Below are 22,469 nucleotides of genomic sequence, written 5' to 3'. Positions count from 1 at the left end.
AATGGCTCGTGGTGAACAACAGCGCGGTGAAGGCGGTCAACGCCGGGACCGTCGCGACCGCAACGCCCCCGAAGAGCGGGTCGACAGCGACATCGTCGAAAAGCTCGTCCACATCAACCGCGTCGCCGCCACCGTGAAGGGTGGTCGTCGCTTCAGCTTCGCCGCTCTGATGGTCGTTGGCGACCAAAAGGGCCGCGTCGGCTTCGGTCATGGCAAGGCGCGTGAAGTGCCGGAAGCCATCCGCAAGGCGACCGAAGAAGCCAAGAAGACGATGATCCGCGTTCCGCTGCGCGAATCCCGCACCCTGCACCACGACGGCGCTGGCCGTTGGGGCGCTGGCAAGGTGATGATGCGCGCGGCGCCTCCCGGCACCGGCGTCATCGCCGGCGGTCCGATGCGCGCGGTTCTCGAAACCCTGGGCGTCCAGGACGTCGTGGCCAAGTCGACGGGTTCCTCGAACCCTTACAACATGGTTCGCGCCACGTTCGAGGCCCTGAAGGTCCAGTCGTCGCCCCGCCAGATCGCCGCCAAGCGCGGCAAGAAGGTTGGCGACATCCTCGGCCGTCGCGCCGACGGCGCTTCGTCGCCGGAAGCCATCGAGGGTTAAGTCATGGCTGACGCTAAGCAAGTCACGGTGCGCCAAACCGGCAGCCCGATCCGTCGTGAAAAGGACCAGCGCGCCACGCTCGCCGGTCTGGGTCTGAACAAGCTGGGCCGCGTGTCCACGCTGGAAGACACGCCGTCGGTCCGCGGCATGATCCGCAAGGTCGCGCACCTGCTGGAAATCGTCGAGTAGGTCTGCTACGAGACGCCGAAAGCGCCACCCCGGTGAAAGCCGGGGTGGTTTTCGTTTGAAATCCCGCCTGTTTTAGGGTTTCAAGCGCATCTTCGAATTCAACAGCCGAGTCCGGCTTTCGCCGGGCGCAGATCTCCAAGGAGAGGCACATATGACCAAGCTGAACGAACTGGCTCCCCGCGAAGGCTCGACCAAGGGCCGCATGCGCGTCGGCCGCGGCCCGGGTTCGGGCAAGGGCAAGACCGCCGGTCGCGGTGTGAAGGGCCAGAAGGCGCGCTCGGGCGTCGCCATCGCCGGCTTCGAAGGCGGCCAGATGCCGCTGCACATGCGCATGCCGAAGCGCGGCTTCAACAACCCCTTCCGCCTCGAGTTCGCCGAAGTGAACCTGTGGCGCCTGGAACAGGCCGTCGCCGCTGGCAAGTTCAAGAAGGGCGCCGAGCTGGGCGCTGCTGAACTGGTCGCCGCCGGCGTGATCCGTCGCGAACTGGACGGCGTGAAGCTGCTGGGCAAGGGCGAGATCAAGACCGCCCTGAAGCTGACCGTCTACTCGGCCACCGAAGCCGCCATCAAGGCCGTCGAGGCCGCTGGTGGTTCGGTCACCGTGACCAAGAAGGCCAAGGCGCAAGCCGAAGCCTAAGACCATAATGTCATCCCGGTGAGCGCCTTTGGGGCGCTTGACGGGACTTCGTTTTCGACCGGGATGACAGAAATACGAGGCTCGCCGTGACATCGCGGCGGGCCTCACCTATTTGTGGCGCTCTCCTCGGGCCAGCCTGGTCCGAGAAACCAAATTTCAGAGCGTGGTCGCCGCCGAAAGCGATATCCACTTTCGGCATTCGCGCTCTTGAGTCGTGGGGATCTGAATGGCCTCGGCCGCCGAACAACTCGCAGCCAACATGAATTTCGCGTCGTTCCAAAAGGCGACCGAACTTCACAAGCGTATCTGGTTCACGATCATCGCCCTGATCGTCTATCGCCTTGGCACCTACATCCCGATCCCCGGCATCGACGCCGTGGCCTTCGAGCGGCTGTTCAACGGCAATTCGGGCGGCCTTCTCGGCATGTTCAACCTGTTCTCGGGCGGCGCCGTCCAGCACATGGCGATCTTCTCGCTGAACGTGACGCCCTACATCAGCGCCTCGATCATCGTGCAGCTGATGGGCTCGGTGTATCCGCCGTGGGAAAAGCTGAAGAAGGAAGGCGGCGAGGCGGGCCGCAAGACCCTCAACCAGTACACGCGCTATTTCGCCGTGGTGCTGGCCGTCGTCCAGTCGGCCTCGATCGCCTTCGGCCTGCAGGCCCAGCAGGGCGTGGTCGTCGGCGGCATCGGTCCGGCCTTCTTCGTGGCCTCGACCGTCGTGGCCCTGACCGGCGGCACCCTGTTCCTGATGTGGCTGGGTGAGCAGATCACCAGCCGCGGCGTCGGCAACGGCGTCAGCTTGATCATCTTCGCGGGTATCGTGGCTCGCCTGCCGATCGTGCTGGGCCAGATGCTGGTCCAGGCCCAGACCTCGGGCAACTACACCCCGCTGTTCCTGATCGTGTTCGGCTGCGTGGCCGCCATCCTGTCGATCGTGTTCATGGAGCGCTCGCAGCGCCGCCTGCTGGTCCATTATCCCAAGCGCCAGCAAGGCAACCGCATGATCGGCGGCGAAAGCTCGTTCATGCCGCTGAAGATCAACACCGCGGGCGTCATTCCGCCGATCTTCGCCTCGTCGCTGCTGCTGCTGCCGACGACCGCCATGCAATTCATCTCGACCACCAACCTCCCGGCGTGGCTGTCGTGGCTGCCGGGCGTGGTCGGCGCGCTGCAGCACGGCCACCCGGCGTTCCTGGTGTTCTACGCGCTGCTGATCATCTTCTTCTCGTTCTTCTACACCTCGGTCGTGTTCAACCCCGAGGAGACGGCCGAGAACCTGCGCAAGTACGGCGGCTTCCTGCCGGGCATCCGCCCGGGCAAGCGCACCGCCGAGTATCTGGACTATGTGCTGACTCGCCTGACGGTGATCGGCGCGGCCTACATCACGGCCGTCTGCGTGGCGCCGGAGCTGGCGATGATGGCGATCAAGTCGAACCAGTTCGCCCTGGGCGGCACCTCGATCCTGATCGTCGTGACGGTGACCATGGACACCGTGGCGCAGATCCAGTCGCACCTTCTGGCCCACCAGTACGAAGGCCTGATCAAGAAGTCGAAGCTGCGCGGCGGTCGCAACCGCTAAGCTCGGCCTTAATTTTTATAGAAGCGTCGGAAGCCGGTTTGTCACAAAACCGGCTTCCGTTTTCTTTCCCGGGGCTCTAGGTCTGCTTCGGGAGATGAGCCGGGCGTAGACCCGGCCGACGCGCGAAGGGGCTTAAATGAACTTGATCCTGTTCGGTCCGCCGGCGGCGGGGAAGGGGACCCAGGCCAAGCGCCTGGTCACCGAGCGCGGCATGGTGCAGCTCTCGACCGGCGACATGCTGCGCGCCGCCATCGCCTCGGGCTCCGAGCTGGGCCAACGCGTCAAGGGCGTGCTGGACCGCGGCGAGCTGGTCACCGACGAGATCGTCATCGCCCTGATCGAGGATCGTTTGCCCGAAGCCGAGGCGGCCGGTGGCGCGATCTTCGATGGCTTCCCGCGTACGGTGGCCCAGGCCGAGGCCCTGGATAAAATGCTGTCCGCGCGCGGACAGCAGATCGACGTGGTTCTCCGACTCAAGGTAGACGAACCAGCCCTGATCGAACGGATCAAGAAGCGGTTCGACGAACAGGGACGGCCCGACGACAACCCCGAAGTTTTCGTGACTCGCCTGGCCCAGTACAACGCCCAGACCGCGCCTCTGCTGCCCTACTACGAAGGGCAGGGGAAGCTGACGGAGCTGGACGGAATGGGTTCGGTCGAAACCGTCGCCAATTCCATCGACGAAGCCTTGAGTGTCGTCGCTTGAGCCTGCCCGTTTCGACTCGTCGAAACGGATCAGCGGGCTCAATTTTAGAGTAAAGCGTGACGGGCGCCGAAACCGGCAACCCCTTTCGGCTGTCACGCTCCAGAAAAGCCCGAATTCACTGGAACCCGGTGGATTCAATTGTTGACGGAAGCGAAACGATCCCTATAACGGGGCGCTTCCGCGAAAGGGCGCGATCCGTGCGCGCCGGTTTGGATTCTCTGGATCCGGCCGGGCGCGCCGTTCGCGTCTTTAGTGCGTGACTAGGAGAACATTAGACGTGGCCCGTATCGCAGGCGTCAACATCCCGACGAACAAGCGCGTTTTGATCGCGCTTCAGTACATTCACGGCATCGGCCAACGGTCCGCTCGTGAAATCATCACGAAGGTGGGCATCGAGGATGCGCGTCGGGTCAATCAACTGACCGACGCCGAAGTCCTGGCGATCCGCGAAACGATCGACCGCGACTATACCGTCGAGGGCGATCTGCGCCGCGAGAACTCGATGAACATCAAGCGTCTGATGGACCTGGCCTGCTACCGCGGCCTGCGTCACCGCAAGGGCCTGCCGGTCCGCGGTCAGCGCACCCACACGAACGCTCGTACCCGCAAGGGTCCGGCCAAGCCGATCGCCGGCAAGAAGAAATAAGGTAGCCTGACCGATGGCCAAGGAACCGGCTCGCGTAAAGAAGCGCGAACGTAAGAACATCACCTCGGGCGTGGCGCACGTGAACGCCTCGTTCAACAACACCATGATCACCATCACCGACGCGCAGGGGAACACCATCTCCTGGTCGAGCGCCGGCATGATGGGCTTCAAGGGCTCGCGCAAGTCGACCCCGTACGCCGCTCAGATGGCTGCGGAAGACGCGGGCAAGAAGGCCGCCGAGCACGGCGTGAAGACCCTGGAAGTCAACGTCTCGGGTCCGGGTTCTGGCCGTGAGTCGGCTCTGCGCGCGCTGCAAGCCGCGGGCATGACCATCACGACCATCCGCGACGTCACGCCGATCCCGCACAACGGCTGCCGTCCGCCCAAGCGTCGTCGCGTCTAGTACTTTTTAGACCACCAATCTCCTTCGCCGGCTGCGCAAAAACGCGGCCGGCGAGCCGCGTTCAAGGGACCCGACCACGTGATCGAAAGAAACTGGAACGAGCTGATCCGTCCTGAGAAGCCGCAGATCGAAACCGGCGCCGATGCGACCCGCAAGGCCCGTATCGTCGCCGAGCCCCTCGAGCGCGGTTTCGGTGTGACGCTCGGCAACGCCCTGCGTCGCGTTCTGCTCTCGTCGCTGCAAGGCGCCGCCGTCACCGCCATCCAAATCGATGGCGTGGTGCACGAGTTCTCCTCGCTCGAAGGCGTCCGTGAAGACGTCGTCGACATCGTTCTGAACATCAAGCAACTGGCCGTCCGGATGCACGCCGAAGGCCCGAAGCGCATGACCCTGCGCGCCACGGGCCCCGGCCCGGTGACCGCCGGTCAGATCGAAACCCCGGCCGACATCGAAATCCTGAACCCCGACCACGTGCTCTGCACGCTGGACGACGGCGCTTCGGTGCGCATGGAGTTCACGGTCAACAACGGCAAGGGCTATGTCCCGGCCGACCGTAACCGTCCGGAAGACGCGCCGATCGGCCTGATCGCCGTCGACGCCCTGTACTCGCCGGTCAAGCGCGTCGCCTATCGCGTCGAGCCGACCCGTCAAGGCCAGTCGCTGGACTATGACAAGCTGGTCCTGGAAGTGGAAACCAATGGCGCCGTCACTCCGGTGGACGCCGTGGCCTACGCCGCCCGGATCCTGCAGGACCAACTGCAGATCTTCATCACCTTCGAGGAACCGAAGGCCAAGTCGGCCGACGAGTCCAAGCCGGAACTGCCGTTCAACCCGGCCCTGCTGAAGAAGGTCGACGAGCTGGAGCTGTCGGTCCGTTCGGCCAACTGCCTGAAGAACGACAACATCGTCTACATCGGCGACCTGATCCAGAAGACCGAAGCCGAGATGCTCCGCACCCCGAACTTCGGCCGCAAGTCGCTGAACGAGATCAAGGAAGTTCTCGCCGGTATGGGCCTGCACCTCGGCATGGACGTGCCGAACTGGCCGCCGGAGAACATCGAAGACCTGGCCAAGAAGTTCGAAGACCAAATCTAAGAACCTCGAAGCCTAACGCGCTAAATCCGGGCCGCTCTCTAGCGAGGGCGGCCTGGGCCTTTTGAAGCCGCTCACGCGGTCGAGGGCCCCGGCGCTTCGCTCTGACCCGGTCGGGACGGACCAGGATTGGTGACAACAAGGCGCCTACTTTTCGCGCCGCTCGGGCTGATCGCCCAGGAGATACAAAATGCGTCACGGTAAGGCTCACCGTAAACTCGGCCGCACCTCGGCTCACCGCACCGCCATGTTCGCCAACATGTCGGCCTCGCTGATCAAGCACGAGCAGATCGTCACCACCCTGCCCAAGGCCAAGGAACTGCGTCCGATCGTCGAAAAGCTGGTCACCCTGGCCAAGCGCGGCGACCTGCACGCTCGTCGTCAGGCCATCAGCTCGGTTCGCGACGTCGAACAGGTCGGCAAGCTCTTCGCGACCCTCGGCCCGCGCTACAAGGACCGTCAGGGCGGCTACATCCGCGTCCTGAAGGCCGGCTATCGCTATGGCGACAACGCCCCGATGGCGGTGATCGAGTTCGTCGATCGCGACGTCTCGGAAAAGGGCAAGGACTCGGGTCCGGTCTACGTCAACGACGCCGAAGACTAAGATCTTTCAGCCTGCGCTGAACGTGAAGGCCCCGGAGAAATCCGGGGCCTTTTTCGTGGGGTGGTCGATCCCGCTCCCGATTGGACAGGGCAGAGGCCACGCCCTGTCCAGGACGCGGCTTTCGTTCGTCAAGAACCTAACCCCCTCGCTCGCACCGGCCGCGCCGGATTGCCGACCACGGTCACGCCTGGCGCCACGTCGCGGGTGACCACGGCGCCGGCGCCGATCACCGCGTCGTCGCCGATCGTCACGCCGGGCAGGATCAACGCTCCGCCGCCGATCCAGACATTGGCCCCGATATGGATCGGTCGGCCGGTCTCCTGACCGGTGCGGCGCAAGACGGGGTCGCGAGGATGGTCGGCGGTCAGGATCTGCACGCCCGGTCCGATGGCCGTGGCTTCGCCGATCGTCACCTCGGCCACGTCCAGGATCACGCAGCCGAAGTTCAGGAACACGCCGTCGCCGATCTTGATGTTGTAGCCGTAGTCACAATGGAACGGCGCGCGGATGGTTACGCGCTCGCCCACCGCGCCCAGATGCTCGGCCAGCAGGGCGGGGCGCTGGTCCTGGCCCGGAGCGTTGTAGCGGTCCATCCAGGCCTGGTTGGCGGCTTGGTCGGCTTGCAGTTCGGGATCGTCGGCGGTGTAGAGTTCGCCGGCCAGCATCCTCTGCTTCTGGGTCTTCACGCCTACTCCTTGGTCAGGTCCTGGCGGCGGAACAGGAAGACGGCCGCCGTGGCCAGGGCCGCCACCCAGACCGCCAGCACCGCCAGGGCCGCGCCGGCCGAGCCGCTGGCGGAGCCCAGCTGGCCGGGGTCCAGCAGCGCCGCGCGCAGCAGGTCGGCGTCGAAGACGGGCAGGGCCAGGAGTTTCCAGCTCGGCTGGCCCTGCTCCATCAGGCGCAGGGAGCTGGCCAGCACGGTCTGGACGAAGCGCACGCCCAGACAGGCGATGACCACGCCCATGGTCGAACGCGACAGCACCCCGACGCAGGCGGCCAGGGCGGCCAGGGTCATGGCCTCCAGCCAGGTGATGGCCAGCACGCCGATCACGTCGAACAGGTTGCGATCGAACATCGAGAAGGCCACGGCCCGACCACTGATCACCGAGCCGATCAGCGCGGCCAGGGCCGACAGGAGCGCGGTCAGCACAAGGCTCCAGAACACCGCCTCGCCAACCACCGCCAGCTTGGCCAGCAACAGGTTCGGCCGAGTGTTGCGCGGGGTCAGCAGCCGCCAAGTCTCCCAGCGGTAGTCGCTGGCGAGAATGGCCGCCGCGCCGATCATCAGGAACAGGGCCCCGAAGGTCGAGGACCCGCCCGACAGAGCCTTGATGACCTGATCGACCACGCCGACCGTGACGCCCGGCATTGGCTTCTTGATCACGTTGCGCAGGAAAAGATCGCCGCCCACGCTGAGCATGAAGCCGACGATGGGGGCGAAGCAGAAGCCCCAGAACAGGGCCGAACGGTCGCGCAGCAGGCGGAAGCGTTCGGCGGCGATGGCGTCGGCGAGCATCAGGCGGCTCCTTCCACTGGAGGCTGGGCGCTCTCGAGGGTCCGGAGATAGACGCCTTCCAGGTCGGCCTCGCGCCAGCGGGCCTCGGTGATCTCGACGCCGGCCTCGACCAGGCTTCGGATCAGGGCGGGCGCCTCTTCGCGACGGATGTCGGCCAGCACCGCGTCGGGCCCGTCGGCCGCGCCCTTGGCGCCCAGAACGCTCAGCACCTGGGCGATGGGCGAGGCGGCGGTGATGCGCAGGCGCGCGTCGCCGGCGGTCAGGGCGTCCACGGAGCCCTCGGCGGCGATCTTGCCCTTGGACAGGATGGCGACCCGGTCGCAGACCCGTTTGACCTCGTCCAGCTGGTGGCTGGCCAGGATGACCGTGACGCCCTCGCGCTGGGCCAGGTCGACGATCAGGGCGCGGATTTCCTGGATGCCGGCCGGATCCATGCCGCTGGTCGGCTCGTCAAGGATGACCAGCTCGGGCTTGGTGAAGAAGGCCGCCGCCAGGCCCAGGCGCTGCTTCATGCCGACCGAGAAGCCGCTGGTGGCGCGGTCGGCGGCGTGGGCGATGCCGACGCGCTCCAGCCAGCCGCCGATGTCGGCATTCTTGGCTCCGCTCTCGAGGGCCAGCATCTTCAGGGTGTCACGGGCGGTCAGATAGGCCGGATAGCGCGGCGTCTCGATCATCGCCCCGACCTTGCGCAGGGCGCTGATGTCGCCAGCCGGCGCGCCGAACAGGCGGGCCGAGCCGCTGGTCGGCCGCACTAGGCCCAGGGCGATGCGGAACAGGGTGCTCTTGCCCGCGCCGTTGGGGCCCAGGACCCCGAACACGCCGCCGGCGGGTATGGCGATGGAGAAGTCGTCGAGGGCGCGCACCGCCCCGTAGGTCTTGGTGAGGCGGTCGGCCTCGAGGGCGATCGACATGCGGGCGTTTCCGGCGCCGAACGACTCGGCTCGACGCGGCGACTATGGCGAGGCGTGCGGCTTGCGCCAAGTTAAGAGCCGGTCATGCCCGCTCGAACCTCGGTTGTCATACGCCTGCAATCAGTGGCGATGATCACGGGCTGAAATCCTGGTTTCACCCATGGTCGTGAGCTCGCCGATGATCGCCCGCCGCCTGATCTTCCTGATCCTCGTCGCCAGCGTGGCCTTGGCAGGGGGCGGCGCCTTGGCGCGCGAAAAGGCCCCGCACCTGACGATCCTGGTCTCGATCGACGGCTTCCGCGCCGACTATCTGGACCGCGGCGATACCCCGACCTTGAAGGCCCTGGCCGATGACGGCGCGCGCGGGGCGATGCGGCCGTCGTTTCCCAGCCAGACCTATCCGAACCACTACACCCTGGTGACGGGCAAGCGGCCCGACCGCAACGGCGTGGTCGGCAACGAGATGGAGGACGCCGTGATCGGCGGCCCCAAGTTCACGATGAACGGCCCGACCGCCAACGATCCGCGCTGGTGGAGCCAGGCCAAGCCGTTCTGGTGGTCGGTCGAGCGCCGGAGCAAGAGCGCCGCCGCCATGTTCTGGCCGGGCTCGGAGGTCGCGATCGACGGCGTACGGCCCACGCATTGGATGAAGTACGACGCCAAGTTTCCGTACGACGCCCGCGTCGACCAGATCCTCGCGTGGATGGATAGCGCCGACGGTCCGCCGCTGGCCTTCACTACCCTCTATTTCGACGCGGTCGACACCGAGGGACATCACTTCGGCCCGGACTCGTCCGAGGTGCGGGCCGCCGCGGCGGTGGTCGACCGGTCGCTGGCCCGCCTGGTCGAGGGCTTGAAGGCGCGGGGACGGTTCGAGGCCACCGACATTGTCGTGGTGGCCGACCACGGCATGGCGCCGCTGCCGGCGGACAATCGCGTGGTGCTGGACGACCTGATCGACCTGTCGAAGATCCATCTGGTCGCCAAGGGCGCGATAACCAGTTTCTCGCCCCAGCCGGGCCAGGCCAAGACGGTCGAGAACGCGTTCCTAACCAAACCCCCGCCGCACATGGCCTGCTGGAGGAAGAGCCAGATCCCGGCTCGCTTCCACTATGGTCGCAACATCCGTGTCCCGGCCATCGTCTGCCTGTCGGAGACCGGCTGGTACACCACGACGCTCGAGGCCCGGAAGAAGCCTGGCAAATGGGACGCCAAGGACGGCGGCGCGCACGGCTTCGACCCCTATGACCCGCGGATGCGGGCGGTGTTCGTGGCCCATGGCCCGTCGTTCAAGAGCGGCGTCGTCCTGCCGGTGTTCGACAATGTCGACGTCTATCCGCTGCTGGCCAGGATCACCGGCGTGAAGCCCGAGAAGGGCGACGGATCGTTGACGGTGCTGGGCCGGGCGCTGCGGTAGGTTCTAGGGCCTTTACAGCTCGAGCTCGCCCCGACGGCTACTGCGCCTCGCGCTTGGTGGTGACCTTTCCGAAGACCGGCGCCGCCACCGTCGTCAGGCGGTCGGTGGCGTCCCCCGTCAGATCGAAGAAAACGATGCGATTGGCGCCGCGCTGCATCCAGGGCGCCGGCGCATACAGCGTGTGAACGGGCCCGATCGACCAGAACCGGCCAAGATTGCGCGCGCCGAGCCAGAGCTGTCCTTTGTGGAGGCCGCGCGTGTCCAGATAGGTGTCCGCGGGCCGGTCCACGGTCATCTCGGCCTCGTAGAAGCACGGACCGACGCAAGGCTGGGACGACATGCGCAGCTTGGACAGATCGTCCATCGGCAGGCGGAACATGCTCCAGTCGTTCAGCGGCTTGCCGTCCAGGGTCACGGCGCCGGTCAGCCCCGTCTGCTCGGTGCGGATCGCGTGCGAATAGTTTACCCGCCCGGTGTTCTCGACCAGGATATCGAGCGTGGCCGGCCCGGTCCGCTCGGGCAGGTCCACCGTTTCCTGGGCGAGACGGCGATCCAGCGTTCCGACCAGCTTCTGGTCGACATAGACCTGCGCGTAGCTGTGCATGCCCTTGAGAACCAGCGGGCCCGCCTTTCCCTTGGCGAGCGGGACCCGGTAGAGCACGTAGCCGTAGTTTTGGCCCAGTTCCTCGAACGTCAGCGGCCGCTTGGCGAGAACCGGCTTGGGAAGATTGCGCCATAGGGATGCGCTGCGCCGGATCGCGGAGACCGGGAAGGTGGCGGCGACGGTTGGTGCGGGAGTCGGCGCGGCCGGCTTGCCGGTGACCTCGGCGATGACCGAGGCCAGCAGCCCGTATTTGTAGCGGGGATTGCCGGCTTCATCGAGCGGCGCGTTATAGTCATAGCTGGTGGTGTCGGGGTGGTAGTCAGTCCCGGTGTGCGAGTCCGCGCCGTTCATCCAGCCGAACGTGGTCCCGCCGTGGAACATGTACAGCGACACCGAATAGCCGCGCCGCAACATGAAACCCAGCTCTTCGGCCTCCTTGCGGCCGTCGGTTTCGTGGTGGTCTTCGCCCCACTTGTCGAACCAGCCCGCCCAGTATTCGCCGACCATCCGTACGCCGTCGGGCCGGAAAGCCTCCAGCTTGGCGACCGCGTTCTGGGCGCCGCCCGACCCGAAGTTCACCACTGAGGGCAGATTGGGCAGAGATCCCTTGGCTAGATCGGACGCCTGGTTGGACGTAAACAGCACGCCACCGGCCAGGCCGGCGCGGCGGTAGGTCGCCTCCAGCCCTTCGAGATAGGCCTTGTCGTCGCCGAACGCGCCGTATTCGTTCTCCAGCTGCACCGCGACGATCGGGCCGCCATTGCGCAGCAACAGCGGCTTCACTTCCTGGCCCAGCCGCACCATCCACCGTTCGACCGCGGCGGTGTATTTCGGGTCGGTCGAGCGCAGGACGAGGGACCGGTCCTTCAGCAGCCACGACGGATAGCCGCCGAGTTCCCATTCAGCGCAGACATAGGGGCCGGGGCGCAGGATCACGTCCAGTCCCTCGGCCTGCGCGGCGCGGATGAAGGCGGCCAGATCGTTCTGGCCGGTGAAGTCGTACACTCCGGGGCGCGGCTCGTGCGCGTTCCAGAAGGCGTAGGTGGTGATCGTGTTCAGGCCCATCGCCTTGGCCTTGTGCAGGCGATCGCGCCAATAGGCGCGCGGGATGCGGACATAGTGCATCTCGGCCGAAATGACCTGGTAGGGCTTGCCGTCCTTGAGGAACCCGGCGCCGCTGACCGTGAAGCTGTGGGCTGGCGCGACCGGCCGCGCCTCGGCGACCGCCGACGATAGAGCCAATGCGGAGAGGGCCGCGCCCAGCATCAATCCCACGGTCCGGTTCATACGCTTCTCCCAACGGGTTCTAATCGCCCAGAATCGGATTTGTACGACAAAAGGCTTCGCCTTGGCGAGAGGGAGCCTGGCGCACCAACGGCGGTTGCCAAGATCGTTTCGATATGCGTTAAATATTATCAGATATCGCAACGAGGTCCGTCATGCCCGAGCAACGCACCGGCCTGGTCTCGGCCGTCACCTACCGCGATCCCAAGGCCGCCATCGCCTTCCTGGAAAAGGCGTTCGGCTTCGAGTTGACCTTCCTGATCGAGGACGCCGAGGGCAATCTGGCCCACTCGCAGATGGGCTATGCCGGCTCGACGATCATGATCGGCAACGAGTGGAGCGAGAACCACGCCAGCCCCGCCTCGCTGGGCGGCAAGACCACCCAGACGGTGCACATCTACATCACCGGCGACGTTGACGCTCACTGCGCGCGGGCCAAAGCGGCCGGGGCCGAGATCCTGATGGAGCCGGCCAACCAGTTCTACGGCGCGCGCACCTATCGCTGCCGCGATCCCGAACAGCACATCTGGACCGTGTCGGCCGATGTCGAGGTGGTGTCGACCGAAGAGATGGAAAAGCGCAGCGGCCTGAAGATCGCCGTGGGCGCCGAGTGATCACGCCCCCATGATAACTCAAGACGACTTCCGTCGGCTGGCCCTGGCCATGCCCCAGGCGATCGAGAGCTCGCACATGGGCACGGTCGATTTCCGGTGCGGCAAGATCTTCGCGACCCTGGACAATCCCGACGCCGCCTGGGCGATGGTCAAGCTGACGCCGGACCAGCAAGAGATGCGCGTGGCCGCCGAGCCAGACGTCTTCGTTCCCGTGCCGGGCGGCTGGGGCAGGGGCGGGGCGACGCGTCTGCGCCTTTCGGCCTGCGACGAGGCCACGGCGCGCGGCGCCCTGACCGACGCCTGGCGCAACGTCGCGCCGAAGAAGTTGCTGGACCTCCAGCCTTGAACGAGGCGCTCGATCGAACCCTGGCGGCTCTGGCCGATCCGCATCGGCGGCGGACCGTCGACCTGCTGCGCGAACGACCGCGTCGGGCGGGAGAGCTGGCCGAAAGCCTGGGTCTGACGCCGCCGGCGATGAGCCGCCACCTGCGGGCGCTGCGCCAGTCTGGCCTGGTCGAGGAAAGCCATCCCGAGTTCGACGCCCGGGTGCGGGTCTATCGCCTGTGTCCTGGGCCGATGGCCGAGCTGAGGGCCTGGCTGGAGGCGGCCGAGGACCACTGGGTCGACCAGTTGTCGGCCCTGAAGGCGCACGTGGAGAACAAGGTCCGAGGGGATGGCGCGTGAGTTCCAAGATCCTGGTCGCCCTGCGGATCGCCGCGCCGCCCGAGACGGTGTTCGACGCCTTCACTGACGACATAGCCCTGTGGTGGCGGCCCAATGCGCTGTTCTCGTTCACCCCACGCTCGCCGGGCGTCATGGCCTTCGAGGACGGCCGGCTGGTCGAGCGCCTGCCGACGGGCAAGGTATTCGAGATCGGGCGGGTGCGGGCCTGGGAACGCGGCGCGCGGCTGGTGTTCGGCTGGCGCCAGGCCTCCTTCACGCCCGAGATGGACACCGAGGTCGAGGTCCGCTTTGAGCCGGTGGAGGAGGGGACCCGCGTCACCGTCGAGCATCGCGGCTGGGACAGCGTCCCGGCTCCGCACGTGGCTCGGCACGGTTTCCCGGATCAGCTCTTCCTGCAGCGCCACGGCGAATGGTGGCGAGCACTGCTGGCGGGGCTTGCGGGGCGAGCGAACAGCATACAACTAGGGGCGGACGGGGAGACAGACGCATGACCAAACAGATCACGGGAGGACGCCGGCAGGCGGCCTTGGGCTTCATCTTCGTCACCGCGATCATGGACGTGCTGTCCCTGGGCGTGATGATCCCGGTCCTGCCCAATCTGGTGAAATCGTTCGGCGGCGGCGACACGGCGGCGGCGGCCGACTGGGTCGTGCTATTCGCGACGACCTGGGGCGTGATGCAATTCTTCTGCTCGCCGGTTCTGGGCCTGATGTCCGATCGCTTCGGCCGCCGGCCGGTGATCCTGACCTCGATCTTCGGCCTGGGCGTCGACTTCCTGTTCATGGCCTTCGCGCCGAACCTGTGGTGGCTGTTCGTCGGCCGGGTGTTCAACGGCATGACAGCGGCCAGCTTCTCGACCGCCAGCGCTTATATCGCCGACGTCACCTCGCCCGAGAATCGCGCCAAGGGCTTTGGCCTGATGGGCGCGGCGTTCGGCGTCGGCTTCACCTTCGGTCCGGCGCTAGGCGGCTGGCTGTGGACGTTCGACCACCGCGCGCCGTTCCTGGTCTGCGCGGCTCTGGCCCTGTGTAACTGGCTGTACGGCTTCTTCATCCTGCCAGAATCCCTTCCGCCCGAGCGCCGCCAGCCGCGCTTCGACTGGAAGAAGGCCAATCCGGTCGGCTCGCTGCAGCTGCTGCGCAAGCATCCGGGCCTGCTGGGCCTGGCCGGCGTCGGCTTTCTGTTTCAATTGGCCCACAACGTGCTGCCCAGCGTCTTCGTGCTGTACATGGGCTTCCGTTACGGCTGGTCGCCGGCGACCATCGGCCTGACCCTGATGGCCAGCGGCGTCTCGGGCATCATCGTCCAGGCCCTGGTCGTCGGGCGGGTGGTCAAGGCGGTCGGCGAGCGCGGGGCGCTGCTGATCGGCCTCGTCTCGGGCTTCGCGGGCTTCATGATCTACGCCCTGGCCCCGACCGGCTTTCTCTATCTGTGCGGCCTGCCGATCTTCGCCCTGACCGGCCTGATCCAGCCGGGCCTGCAAGGCCTGATGACCCGCCGCGTCCTGCCCAACGAGCAAGGGCAGCTGCAGGGCGCCAACTCGGCCATGATGGGCATCGCCTCGATCCTGGGCCCGACGCTGTTCCTGATGCCGTTCGCCTTCGCCGTGCGCCACGACGCGACGCTGCACATGCCCGGCCTGCCGGTGCTGATCGCCGCGGCGCTGATGCTTGGCGCGGCCATCCTGGGCTACGCCAAAGCCCGGCCCGCCGTTCCGGAACCGCAGGCCGCCTGACGCCTTAAGCCATCGCCGAAACCTCGACCTTTCGCCGCCATAGACTCGCCCGAAAGCTCGGCTGAGTTCACGGGCAACCGTTAGGAGCTTCCTTGACCGCCATGCGCCACCTTCGCGCCCTGCTGCCCGTCGTCGTCCTGTTGGCCGCGTGCTCGAACCCGACCGGCCAATCCCAGGCTCAGTCGATCCCCGACATGCCGCAGCCGAGCCGCCACGTTCCCGCCGACGCGGCCTCGATGAAGCTGTCGTTCGCTCCGGTGGTAAAGAGGGCCGCCCCGGCCGTCGTCAACGTCGCCAGCCGCCGGGTCGTGCCGCGCCGGGTCGATCCGTTCTGGGACTTCTTCATGGGCGGCGGCGGCGGCGGCGCGCAGGTGCAGGGATCGCTGGGCTCGGGCGCGATAGTCCGCGCCGATGGGGTGATCATCACCAACCACCACAATATCGACGGGATGAGCGACATCACCGTTCAGCTGGCCGACCGCCGCGAGTTTCCGGCCGTGGTGCTGCTGGACGACCCGCGCGCCGACCTGGCGGTGCTGAAGATCGACACCAAGGGCGAGAAGCTGCCCGTCATGGCCATCGACGACCAGGATCAGATGGAGGTCGGCGACCTCGTCCTGGCGATGGGCAACCCGTTCGGCGTCGGCCAGACCGTGACCAACGGCATCGTCTCGGCCCTGGCCCGCACCGATGTCGGCGCGGCCGACTTCGGCAGCTACATCCAGACCGACGCGGCGATCAATCCGGGCAATTCCGGCGGGCCGCTGGTCGACATGGACGGCGACCTGGTCGGCATCAACACCTTCATCATCTCGCGCTCGGGATCCTCGAGCGGGGTGGGTTTCGCCATTCCCGCCGCGGTGGTCCGCCAGGTCGTCGCCGCGGCCCTCGGCGGCGGTCACAGCGTCGTGCGACCCTGGCTGGGCGTCAAAGGCCAGCCGGTCACCGGCGACATCGCTAAGAGCCTGGGCATGACCGCGCCGCGCGGTGTGCTGGTCGCCCAGGTCTATCCCGACTCCTCGGCGGCCCGCGCCGGGCTGAAGGAAGGTGACGTCATCCTGTCGATCGACGGCCGGGCGGTGAACGACGAGGGCGGCGGCGCCTTCGCGATCGGCACGCACAAGGTCGGCGACCGCGTGCCGATGCAGATCCAGCGCGGCGACCGCGAGCAGACGATCACCGTCCGCGCCGAGGCCGCGCCCCAGACCCCGGCCCGTGACGAGCGCACGATCGCCGGCAACAACCCGTTCAATGGCGCGACGGTGGTCAACCTGTCGCCGGCGGTGGCCCAGGACCTGGGCGTCGACCCGTTCGCCGGGCGCGGCGCGCTGGTGACCAAGATCGCCCCCGGCTACGCCCAGAACTGGATGCGCCCGGGCGACTTCGTCCGCGCGGTCAACGGCAAACAGATCGGCACGGTCGCCGACCTGGCGGCCGCCGCGGCGACCAAGCCGGCCCGCTGGATCGTCACCATCGAGCGCGGCGGCCAGCTGATCCAGGCGCAGTTCTAGGATCGATTCCGAGGACTTGGGGCCGGCGGCCTGCTAGATAGAGGACCATGTCCGATCTCTTCCAGGCCGCCGGCCTGACGCCCCACGCGCCGTCGCCGCTGGCCGACCGCCTACGGCCCCAGAGCCTCGACGAGGTGGTGGGCCAGCAGCATCTACTAGGCCCCGAAGGCCCTATCGGCCGGATGGCGGCCGCCCATCGCCTGGCCTCGATGATCCTGTGGGGGCCGCCCGGCACGGGCAAGACCACCATCGCCCGCCTGCTAGCCAAGGCCGGCGGCTACGAGTTCCACCAGATTTCGGCCGTGTTCTCGGGTGTCGCCGACCTGAAGAAGGCGTTCGAACAGGCCCGCATGCGCCGTCAGGCCGGCCAGTCGACCCTGCTGTTCGTCGACGAGATCCACCGCTTCAACCGCGCCCAGCAGGACGGCTTCCTGCCGTTCGTGGAGGAGGGGATCGTCACCCTGGTCGGAGCGACCACCGAGAACCCGTCGTTCGAGCTGAACGGCGCTCTGCTGTCGCGCTGCCAGGTCTTCGTGCTCAAGCGCCTGACCGAGGAGTCGCTGGAGCAACTGCTGCAACGCGCCGAGGCCGCCGAGAACCGGCCGCTGCCGATCGACGCCGAGGCGCGCTCGACCCTGGTGGCCATGGCCGACGGCGACGGCCGCTATCTGCTGACCCTGGCCGAGACGCTGTTCTCGATCGGGACCGACAGCCCGCTGAACCCGACCCAGTTGGGCCAGTTCCTGCAGAAGCGCCGCCCGGCCTACGACAAGGACCGCGAGGAGCACTACAACCTGATCTCGGCCCTGCACAAATCGGTGCGCGGCAGCGATCCGGACGCGGCGCTGTACTGGCTGGCGCGGATGCTGGAGGGCGGCGAGGACCCGCTGTTCATCGCCCGCCGCCTGGTGCGCATGGCGTCCGAGGACATCGGCGCCGCCGATCCGCTCTCGCTGCTGCTGACCACGGCGGCCAAGGACGCCTACGACTTTCTCGGCTCGCCCGAGGGCGAACTGGCCTTGGCCCAGGCCGTGGTCCACATGGCCAGCGCGCCCAAGTCCAACGCCGTCTACAACGCCTATAAGGCCGCCCGGCGGGCGGCCAAGGAGACCGGCAGTCTGATGCCGCCGGCCCACATCCTCAACGCCCCGACCAAGCTGATGAAGTCGTTGGGCTATGGCGACGGCTACGCCTACGACCACGATGTCGAGGGCGGCGTCTCGGGTCAGAACTACTTCCCAGACGGCATGGAGCGGCGGCGATTCTACGAGCCCAAGCCCGTCGGCGCCGAGGCCAAGGTGCGCGAGCGCTTGGAAGCTTGGGGCAAGGTGCGTAAGGACGGCAAATGAGCAGTCCGAAATTCCGTCGTCCCCCTGGCGTCGCCAAGCCCAAGGCCGTCGAATGTCCGATTACCCTGACGCCCGAGGAGATCGCGGCGGCGCGGTCGTGGGTGCTGTACGAGGACGAGACCATCATCGTGCTGGACAAGCCGGCGGGCCTGTCCAGCCAGGGCGGCCGGATCAAGGCCCATACGCTGGATGACTTGCTGTGGGCGTTCGCCAAGCCGGGCAAGGCCAGGCCTCGGCTGATCCACCGGCTGGACCGCGACACCTCGGGCGTCATCCTGACCGCCAAGACCAAGCCCGGAGCGGCCTTCCTGGGCGAGGCCCTGATGGCCAAGCGGTTCCGCAAGAGTTACCTGGCCATCGTCGCGCCCGGCGCGCCGGAGCCGAAGGGCGGCATGATCGACAGTCCGCTGCGGCGCGAATCGATCGGCCGCGAGGCCTATATGCGGGTCTGCGAGCCCGATCATCCGGACGCCGAGACCGCCCGCAGCCGGTATCGCACCTTGGCCAGCAACGGCGTGGCCGCTCTGGTCGAGCTGTCGCCGGACACCGGCCGCATGCACCAGCTGCGGGTCCACATGGCGTCTATCGGAAGACCCTTGGCCGGCGACAGCCGCTATGGCGGCGCGCTGATGCTGGGCGGCGTGGCCGTGCCGCGCCTGATGCTGCACGCCGCCAGGCTGACCTTCCCGCATCCGCTGGGCGGCGAGCGCAAGATCATGGCCCCGCTTCCGTCCGATTTTAGGACGATGCTCAAGGCCTTGGATCTGCCGGTTCCAGAAGGGCCGGTTCCGGAACAGCCCGGCGCCGAGGCCGTTGATCAGGTCTGAAGAGGCACGCCATGAAGATCGCCAAACCGCTTGTCGCCGCCGCCCTGTCGGGCCTGCTTCTGGCCGCCTGCGCCACCACCCCGACCATCTATCGCGCCCAGGCCGGCGCGCCCAACGACGTGGGCTATTCCGAATATCGTCTGGAGGCTGGCCGCTATCGCGTCACCTTCCAGGGCGGGCCAGGCGCGCCCGAGGCCCAGGTGGCCGACTACGCCCTGCTGCGGGCCGCCGAACTGGCGCTGCGCGACGGTTATGATTGGTTCCGGATCGCCGACCGCTCGACCACGGCCAGCGGCTACGATCGCGGGCCCCGCATGTCCGTCGGCGGCGGTTCGGCCAGCTTTGGCCGTCATTCCAGCGTCGGCCTGGGTCTGGGGACCAGCTTCAATCTTGGACCGGGACCCGCCTATGCGCGCTCGATCGAGGTCGTGTTCGGCAAGGGGCCGACGCCGCGCGACCGCGACGCCTACGACGCCAAGGATGTCGTGAAGAACGTGGGATATGGGCGGCAGCGGACGTAGGTTCGCTACGCCAACCACTATCCTTTGGCTTCCTAGGCGCTGTGCCTAGGACTCATCCGTCCGCTGGCTATGATTTGGAAGGTGGGTGTGGCGATCGCCGCGCGCACTTGCTTGCTCAGCGAAGGTTGAACGCTGGGTCCTATGCCTAGGAAGGCAGTGTTGGGTGGCTCGGAGACAAAGTCTCCAACTCGCGCAGGATCTAAGCCGCCGCCTGCTTGGCCAGCGGGTAGTTCGCCCGCAGCGAGGCGTGGCTCAGGCCAGCGGTTTCCGCGGCGGCGAAATAGCCTTCCTGCGGCAGGCCCTGCAGGATGGTCATCGGCGCCAAGCCGCGCGCGTCGCGACCGAAGGCCATCATTTCCATGGCGATCTTGGCGGCTTCGCCGGACAGGTCCGAGGCGTCCAGCGCCAGACCAGCCAGACGCGCGTCGCGCAGCACGCGCAGAGCTTCCTTGTCCGGCGGCACGCGGGCGATGACGCCGCGGGTGAGGGCGCGCAACAGGCCCACGACCTCCAGTAGGCGACCGGCGGGCGTGCCGCGGGTGACGTCGACCAGCTCGATCATGACGCCGCCGCGTAGCAGGCCCAGCGACAATCCGGCCGTACCAGTTAGCAGGTCGCGGCCGCGCTGGGTGCCCAGGGTGCGGAACGAGGCCGGCAGGATCAGTTCGGGCGTGTTCGGGCCTTGGGCCGAGCGAGCGAACACCGCCGCGTATTTCAGGGTCGACTCGTCGATGAAGGCGACGTCGCGGTCCGACAGCTTGGTCAGGGCGCGGGCCGAGGCCTGGCGACCACTGGCTAGGTGGGTGACCATCGGCTCGATGCGGACGGCGGTGGTCACGTTGCGGCGCAGGCTGACGACGTGCTCGAGCGTGAAGTCGACGCGCAGGGCCGCGCCGCCGGCGGTGGTGAAGGCCACCGGGGTGCGGCGGGCCTCGTCGCTGGGGTCTACCTCGATCCGCACCGGCGAGCGGGCGGAGTCGCGGCGGGCGCGAGCAGCCAGGACCACGGCCGGGTCGATCTTCTTGCAGACCGCCTGACCGCTTTCGACGCCGATCACCGCGCGGATCCCGAGGTCCATCGGCGAGGCCGCGCCCAACAGGTGGGTCAGCACGTCCTCGAGGATCCGGACGCTGGTCGCTTGAGCGGCCAGGCCTTGATCGTTGTTCATGGCGATCAGGAATTCGCTGTCCGAGATGCGCGCGCGCATGTCCTGACGGTCCAGGTGCTCGTTCAGCTTCAGCTCGACATAGGTCCAGATGTCGCCGCGCTTCTGGCTCCACCATTCGCCGGCCCACGCGCGGATGGCCTTGATGCTGATGACGTTGACCGAGCCGCGCGCCACCAGGTCGTTACCCGTCAGGCGCTGAAGCACCGGGGCCGGAAGGGCCACGCGTTCGGTCGCGTCTGATGTTTGGGTGTCGAAGGGCATGGGTCTGGCGCTGTTGATGTGCTCGCAGAGTGCGGCGCACGCGCTTAACCGCTGGTTGGGAAACAAGGTTTACAACCGCGTTTACCGTGAAAGAAACCGGGGAAAAATAAGGGAACTCCGGTGGCCGCTTGGCGTTGGCGCGCGGTCGGCGCATAAGGCGTTCATGAACAAGCTGCTTCTGGTAGCCGCGGGCGGAGCCGTCGGCTCGACCGCCCGCTACCTAGTCGGCGTGGCGGCCATGCGGGTCATGGGGCCCGGCTGGCCCTACGGCACTTTCACCGTCAATATCGTCGGCGGCTTCCTGATGGGCTGCCTGGCTTCGTGGCTGGCCCATCGCGGCAGCGCGTCCAGCGAACAGTGGCGCGTGCTGCTGGGCGTCGGCGCCCTGGGTGGTTTCACCACCTTTTCGTCGTTCTCGCTGGAGACCGCGCTGATGATCCAGAAGCGCGACTACCTGCCAGCATTCTCCTATTCCGCCGCCAGCGTGCTTCTGTCCGTGGCGGCCCTGTTCGCGGGCCTTCTGGTCGCCCGCAAGGTTTTCGCATGAGCACCAAGGAAGTCCGCACGCTGTACGTCGACGCTGGCGAGGACGGGGTTCGCCTCGACCGCTGGTTCAAGCGTCGTTGGCCGCACCTGAACCACATCCAGCTGAACAAGCTGTTCCGCTCGGGCCAGGTGCGGGTCGATGGCTCGCGCGCCAAAGCCGACACCAAGCTGGCGGCCGGCAGCCAGATCCGGGTGCCGCCGCTGCCCGACGCGCCCGATCCGACCGACAAGAACAAGCTGTCGCCGCGCGACATCGCCTACGCCAAGTCGCTGGTGCTGTATGAGGACGAGGAAGTCCTGGCCCTGAACAAGCCCGCCGGCCTGGCCGTGCAGGGCGGCACCAAGACCACCAAGCACGTCGACAAGCTGCTCAGCGCCTGGGGCGAGGGCGTCGATCGTCCACGATTGGTCCACCGCCTGGACCGCGACACCTCGGGTGTGCTGCTGTTGGGCAAGACCCCGGCCGCCGCCGCGCGGCTGTCGGGCGCCTTCGCCAAGCGCAAGGCCCAGAAGACCTATTGGGCGATCGTGGCCGGCAACCCGCACCCGACCGAGGGCGTGATGGAGCTGCACCTGGCCAAGCGCGGGGTTGGAGATCGCGAGATCGTGGTGCCCGCTCAGCCCAAGGACCCGGACGCCCAGCCGGCCGAGACCGAATTCGTCACCATCAGCCGCGCCGGCCCGCGCGTCACCTGGATGGCCCTGCGCCCGCACACCGGCCGCACCCACCAGCTACGCGCCCACATGAAGGCCATGGGCCACCCGATCCTGGGCGATCCCAAGTACGGCGACGAGAAGTCGGCCCCGCTGTCGGAAGGCCTGAAGCTGCAGCTGCACGCTCGCTCGATCCTGCTGCCGCACCCGTCGGCCGGCATGCTGCACATCGAGGCCCCGCTGAGCCCCGAGATGAAGGAAGGCTTCCGCAAGTTCGGCTTCTCGGAAGACGAGGCCGACGCCGAGCCGTTCGCGCGGCGTCAGACCAAGCGGCGGTAGGTTCGTAACAAGCTGTCATCCCGGACAAGCGCGCAGCGCGCCGATCCGGGACCGCCGGAAGC

26 protein-coding genes are annotated in these 22,469 nt (G+C 67.2%); 21 read left to right on the top strand and 5 right to left on the bottom strand.

Features of this window, described 5'->3' with window-relative positions:
• Nucleotide 1: 1 nt before the first annotated feature.
• The 9 genes from rpsE to rplQ all read left to right on the top strand — a co-directional run bounded on the left by rpsE (nucleotide 2) and on the right by rplQ (nucleotide 6,466).
• On the top strand, nucleotides 2-607 hold the full coding sequence (gene rpsE / locus ABIC66_RS22155) for a 30S ribosomal protein S5 (RefSeq protein WP_096051657.1): 606 nt from the start codon (nucleotides 2-4) through the stop codon (nucleotides 605-607).
• A gap of 3 nt (nucleotides 608-610) precedes the next feature.
• Nucleotides 611-796 carry a 50S ribosomal protein L30 gene (gene rpmD / locus ABIC66_RS22150; RefSeq protein WP_354073194.1) on the top strand — a complete coding sequence of 62 codons (186 nt, stop codon included), beginning with the start codon at nucleotides 611-613 and terminating at the stop codon, nucleotides 794-796.
• Between the two features lie 151 nt (nucleotides 797-947).
• Nucleotides 948-1,433 (top strand): 50S ribosomal protein L15, encoded by a 486-nt coding sequence (gene rplO, locus ABIC66_RS22145; RefSeq protein WP_354073192.1) that lies wholly within the window; start codon nucleotides 948-950, stop codon nucleotides 1,431-1,433.
• Nucleotides 1,434-1,659: 226 nt separating this feature from the next.
• On the top strand, nucleotides 1,660-3,015 hold the full coding sequence (gene secY / locus ABIC66_RS22140) for a preprotein translocase subunit SecY (protein WP_354073190.1): 1,356 nt from the start codon (nucleotides 1,660-1,662) through the stop codon (nucleotides 3,013-3,015).
• A 136-nt stretch (nucleotides 3,016-3,151) separates the two neighbouring features.
• The gene (locus tag ABIC66_RS22135; protein ID WP_354073188.1) at nucleotides 3,152-3,721 is read left to right on the top strand and encodes an adenylate kinase; all 570 of its coding nucleotides are present in this window, start codon (nucleotides 3,152-3,154) and stop codon (nucleotides 3,719-3,721) included.
• A 277-nt stretch (nucleotides 3,722-3,998) separates the two neighbouring features.
• Nucleotides 3,999-4,367 (top strand): 30S ribosomal protein S13, encoded by a 369-nt coding sequence (gene rpsM, locus ABIC66_RS22130; protein ID WP_047413133.1) that lies wholly within the window; start codon nucleotides 3,999-4,001, stop codon nucleotides 4,365-4,367.
• Between the two features lie 13 nt (nucleotides 4,368-4,380).
• On the top strand, nucleotides 4,381-4,770 hold the full coding sequence (gene rpsK, locus ABIC66_RS22125) for a 30S ribosomal protein S11 (RefSeq protein WP_018112960.1): 390 nt from the start codon (nucleotides 4,381-4,383) through the stop codon (nucleotides 4,768-4,770).
• Nucleotides 4,771-4,848: 78 nt separating this feature from the next.
• The gene (locus ABIC66_RS22120) at nucleotides 4,849-5,865 is read left to right on the top strand and encodes a DNA-directed RNA polymerase subunit alpha (protein WP_047413138.1); all 1,017 of its coding nucleotides are present in this window, start codon (nucleotides 4,849-4,851) and stop codon (nucleotides 5,863-5,865) included.
• Nucleotides 5,866-6,052: 187 nt separating this feature from the next.
• The gene (gene rplQ, locus ABIC66_RS22115) at nucleotides 6,053-6,466 is read left to right on the top strand and encodes a 50S ribosomal protein L17 (protein ID WP_354073186.1); all 414 of its coding nucleotides are present in this window, start codon (nucleotides 6,053-6,055) and stop codon (nucleotides 6,464-6,466) included.
• A 128-nt stretch (nucleotides 6,467-6,594) separates the two neighbouring features.
• On the opposite strand, the gene ABIC66_RS22110 is transcribed toward rplQ, so the two are convergent.
• The 3 genes from ABIC66_RS22110 to ABIC66_RS22100 are packed head-to-tail and all read right to left on the bottom strand — an operon-like array spanning nucleotide 6,595 to nucleotide 8,893.
• Entirely contained in the window at nucleotides 6,595-7,152 is a 558-nt protein-coding gene (locus ABIC66_RS22110; protein ID WP_354073184.1) for a sugar O-acetyltransferase, read from the bottom strand.
• Between the two features lie 2 nt (nucleotides 7,153-7,154).
• Nucleotides 7,155-7,982 (bottom strand): ABC transporter permease, encoded by an 828-nt coding sequence (locus tag ABIC66_RS22105; protein WP_354073182.1) that lies wholly within the window; start codon nucleotides 7,980-7,982, stop codon nucleotides 7,155-7,157.
• The gene (locus ABIC66_RS22100; protein ID WP_354073180.1) at nucleotides 7,982-8,893 is read right to left on the bottom strand and encodes an ABC transporter ATP-binding protein; all 912 of its coding nucleotides are present in this window, start codon (nucleotides 8,891-8,893) and stop codon (nucleotides 7,982-7,984) included. Before ABIC66_RS22100 ends, ABIC66_RS22105 begins: the two co-directional genes overlap by 1 nt.
• A gap of 178 nt (nucleotides 8,894-9,071) precedes the next feature.
• On the opposite strand from ABIC66_RS22100, the gene ABIC66_RS22095 reads away from it, so the two are divergent.
• On the top strand, nucleotides 9,072-10,310 hold the full coding sequence (locus tag ABIC66_RS22095) for an alkaline phosphatase family protein (RefSeq protein WP_354073178.1): 1,239 nt from the start codon (nucleotides 9,072-9,074) through the stop codon (nucleotides 10,308-10,310).
• 37 nt (nucleotides 10,311-10,347) lie between these two features.
• Here ABIC66_RS22095 and ABIC66_RS22090 read toward each other — a convergent pair whose 3' ends face one another.
• Nucleotides 10,348-12,201: a glycoside hydrolase family 35 protein gene (locus ABIC66_RS22090; RefSeq protein ID WP_354073176.1), complete on the bottom strand. Its 1,854-nt coding sequence runs from the start codon at nucleotides 12,199-12,201 to the stop codon at nucleotides 10,348-10,350.
• 152 nt (nucleotides 12,202-12,353) lie between these two features.
• Here ABIC66_RS22090 and ABIC66_RS22085 point away from each other — a divergent pair, with 152 nt between their 5' ends.
• The 9 genes from ABIC66_RS22085 to ABIC66_RS22045 all read left to right on the top strand — a co-directional run bounded on the left by ABIC66_RS22085 (nucleotide 12,354) and on the right by ABIC66_RS22045 (nucleotide 19,439).
• Nucleotides 12,354-12,812: a VOC family protein gene (locus tag ABIC66_RS22085; protein WP_354073175.1), complete on the top strand. Its 459-nt coding sequence runs from the start codon at nucleotides 12,354-12,356 to the stop codon at nucleotides 12,810-12,812.
• A 10-nt stretch (nucleotides 12,813-12,822) separates the two neighbouring features.
• Nucleotides 12,823-13,158, top strand: coding sequence for an MmcQ/YjbR family DNA-binding protein (locus tag ABIC66_RS22080; RefSeq protein WP_354073173.1), 336 nt, complete (start codon nucleotides 12,823-12,825; stop codon nucleotides 13,156-13,158).
• Nucleotides 13,155-13,496, top strand: coding sequence for an ArsR/SmtB family transcription factor (locus tag ABIC66_RS22075; RefSeq protein ID WP_354073171.1), 342 nt, complete (start codon nucleotides 13,155-13,157; stop codon nucleotides 13,494-13,496). The genes ABIC66_RS22080 and ABIC66_RS22075 overlap by 4 nt, the downstream gene beginning before the upstream one ends.
• Entirely contained in the window at nucleotides 13,493-13,987 is a 495-nt protein-coding gene (locus tag ABIC66_RS22070) for an SRPBCC domain-containing protein (protein ID WP_354073169.1), read from the top strand. The genes ABIC66_RS22075 and ABIC66_RS22070 overlap by 4 nt, the downstream gene beginning before the upstream one ends.
• Nucleotides 13,984-15,231 (top strand): TCR/Tet family MFS transporter, encoded by a 1,248-nt coding sequence (locus tag ABIC66_RS22065; protein ID WP_354073167.1) that lies wholly within the window; start codon nucleotides 13,984-13,986, stop codon nucleotides 15,229-15,231. The genes ABIC66_RS22070 and ABIC66_RS22065 overlap by 4 nt, the downstream gene beginning before the upstream one ends.
• A 92-nt stretch (nucleotides 15,232-15,323) precedes the next feature.
• The gene (locus ABIC66_RS22060) at nucleotides 15,324-16,742 is read left to right on the top strand and encodes a Do family serine endopeptidase (RefSeq protein ID WP_354073165.1); all 1,419 of its coding nucleotides are present in this window, start codon (nucleotides 15,324-15,326) and stop codon (nucleotides 16,740-16,742) included.
• Nucleotides 16,743-16,789: 47 nt separating this feature from the next.
• Nucleotides 16,790-18,091 carry a replication-associated recombination protein A gene (locus ABIC66_RS22055; RefSeq protein ID WP_354073163.1) on the top strand — a complete coding sequence of 434 codons (1,302 nt, stop codon included), beginning with the start codon at nucleotides 16,790-16,792 and terminating at the stop codon, nucleotides 18,089-18,091.
• On the top strand, nucleotides 18,088-18,918 hold the full coding sequence (locus tag ABIC66_RS22050; RefSeq protein ID WP_354073161.1) for an RluA family pseudouridine synthase: 831 nt from the start codon (nucleotides 18,088-18,090) through the stop codon (nucleotides 18,916-18,918). Before ABIC66_RS22055 ends, ABIC66_RS22050 begins: the two co-directional genes overlap by 4 nt.
• Nucleotides 18,919-18,929: 11 nt before the next feature.
• Nucleotides 18,930-19,439, top strand: coding sequence for a CC0125/CC1285 family lipoprotein (locus ABIC66_RS22045; protein ID WP_354073159.1), 510 nt, complete (start codon nucleotides 18,930-18,932; stop codon nucleotides 19,437-19,439).
• Nucleotides 19,440-19,638: 199 nt separating this feature from the next.
• Here ABIC66_RS22045 and ABIC66_RS22040 read toward each other — a convergent pair whose 3' ends face one another.
• Nucleotides 19,639-20,868 carry a hypothetical protein gene (locus ABIC66_RS22040; RefSeq protein WP_354073158.1) on the bottom strand — a complete coding sequence of 410 codons (1,230 nt, stop codon included), beginning with the start codon at nucleotides 20,866-20,868 and terminating at the stop codon, nucleotides 19,639-19,641.
• Nucleotides 20,869-21,031: 163 nt separating this feature from the next.
• Here ABIC66_RS22040 and crcB point away from each other — a divergent pair, with 163 nt between their 5' ends.
• Nucleotides 21,032-21,415 (top strand): fluoride efflux transporter CrcB, encoded by a 384-nt coding sequence (crcB, locus tag ABIC66_RS22035; protein WP_354073156.1) that lies wholly within the window; start codon nucleotides 21,032-21,034, stop codon nucleotides 21,413-21,415.
• On the top strand, nucleotides 21,412-22,407 hold the full coding sequence (locus ABIC66_RS22030) for an RluA family pseudouridine synthase (RefSeq protein WP_354073154.1): 996 nt from the start codon (nucleotides 21,412-21,414) through the stop codon (nucleotides 22,405-22,407). Before crcB ends, ABIC66_RS22030 begins: the two co-directional genes overlap by 4 nt.
• Nucleotides 22,408-22,469 lie beyond the last annotated feature (62 nt).

This window comes from Caulobacter sp. 1776 (assembly GCF_040545685.1).
GTDB lineage: Bacteria > Pseudomonadota > Alphaproteobacteria > Caulobacterales > Caulobacteraceae > Caulobacter.
Note: the sequence above shows the minus strand (reverse complement) of the source record. Positions and strands in the feature narration are given on the sequence as shown.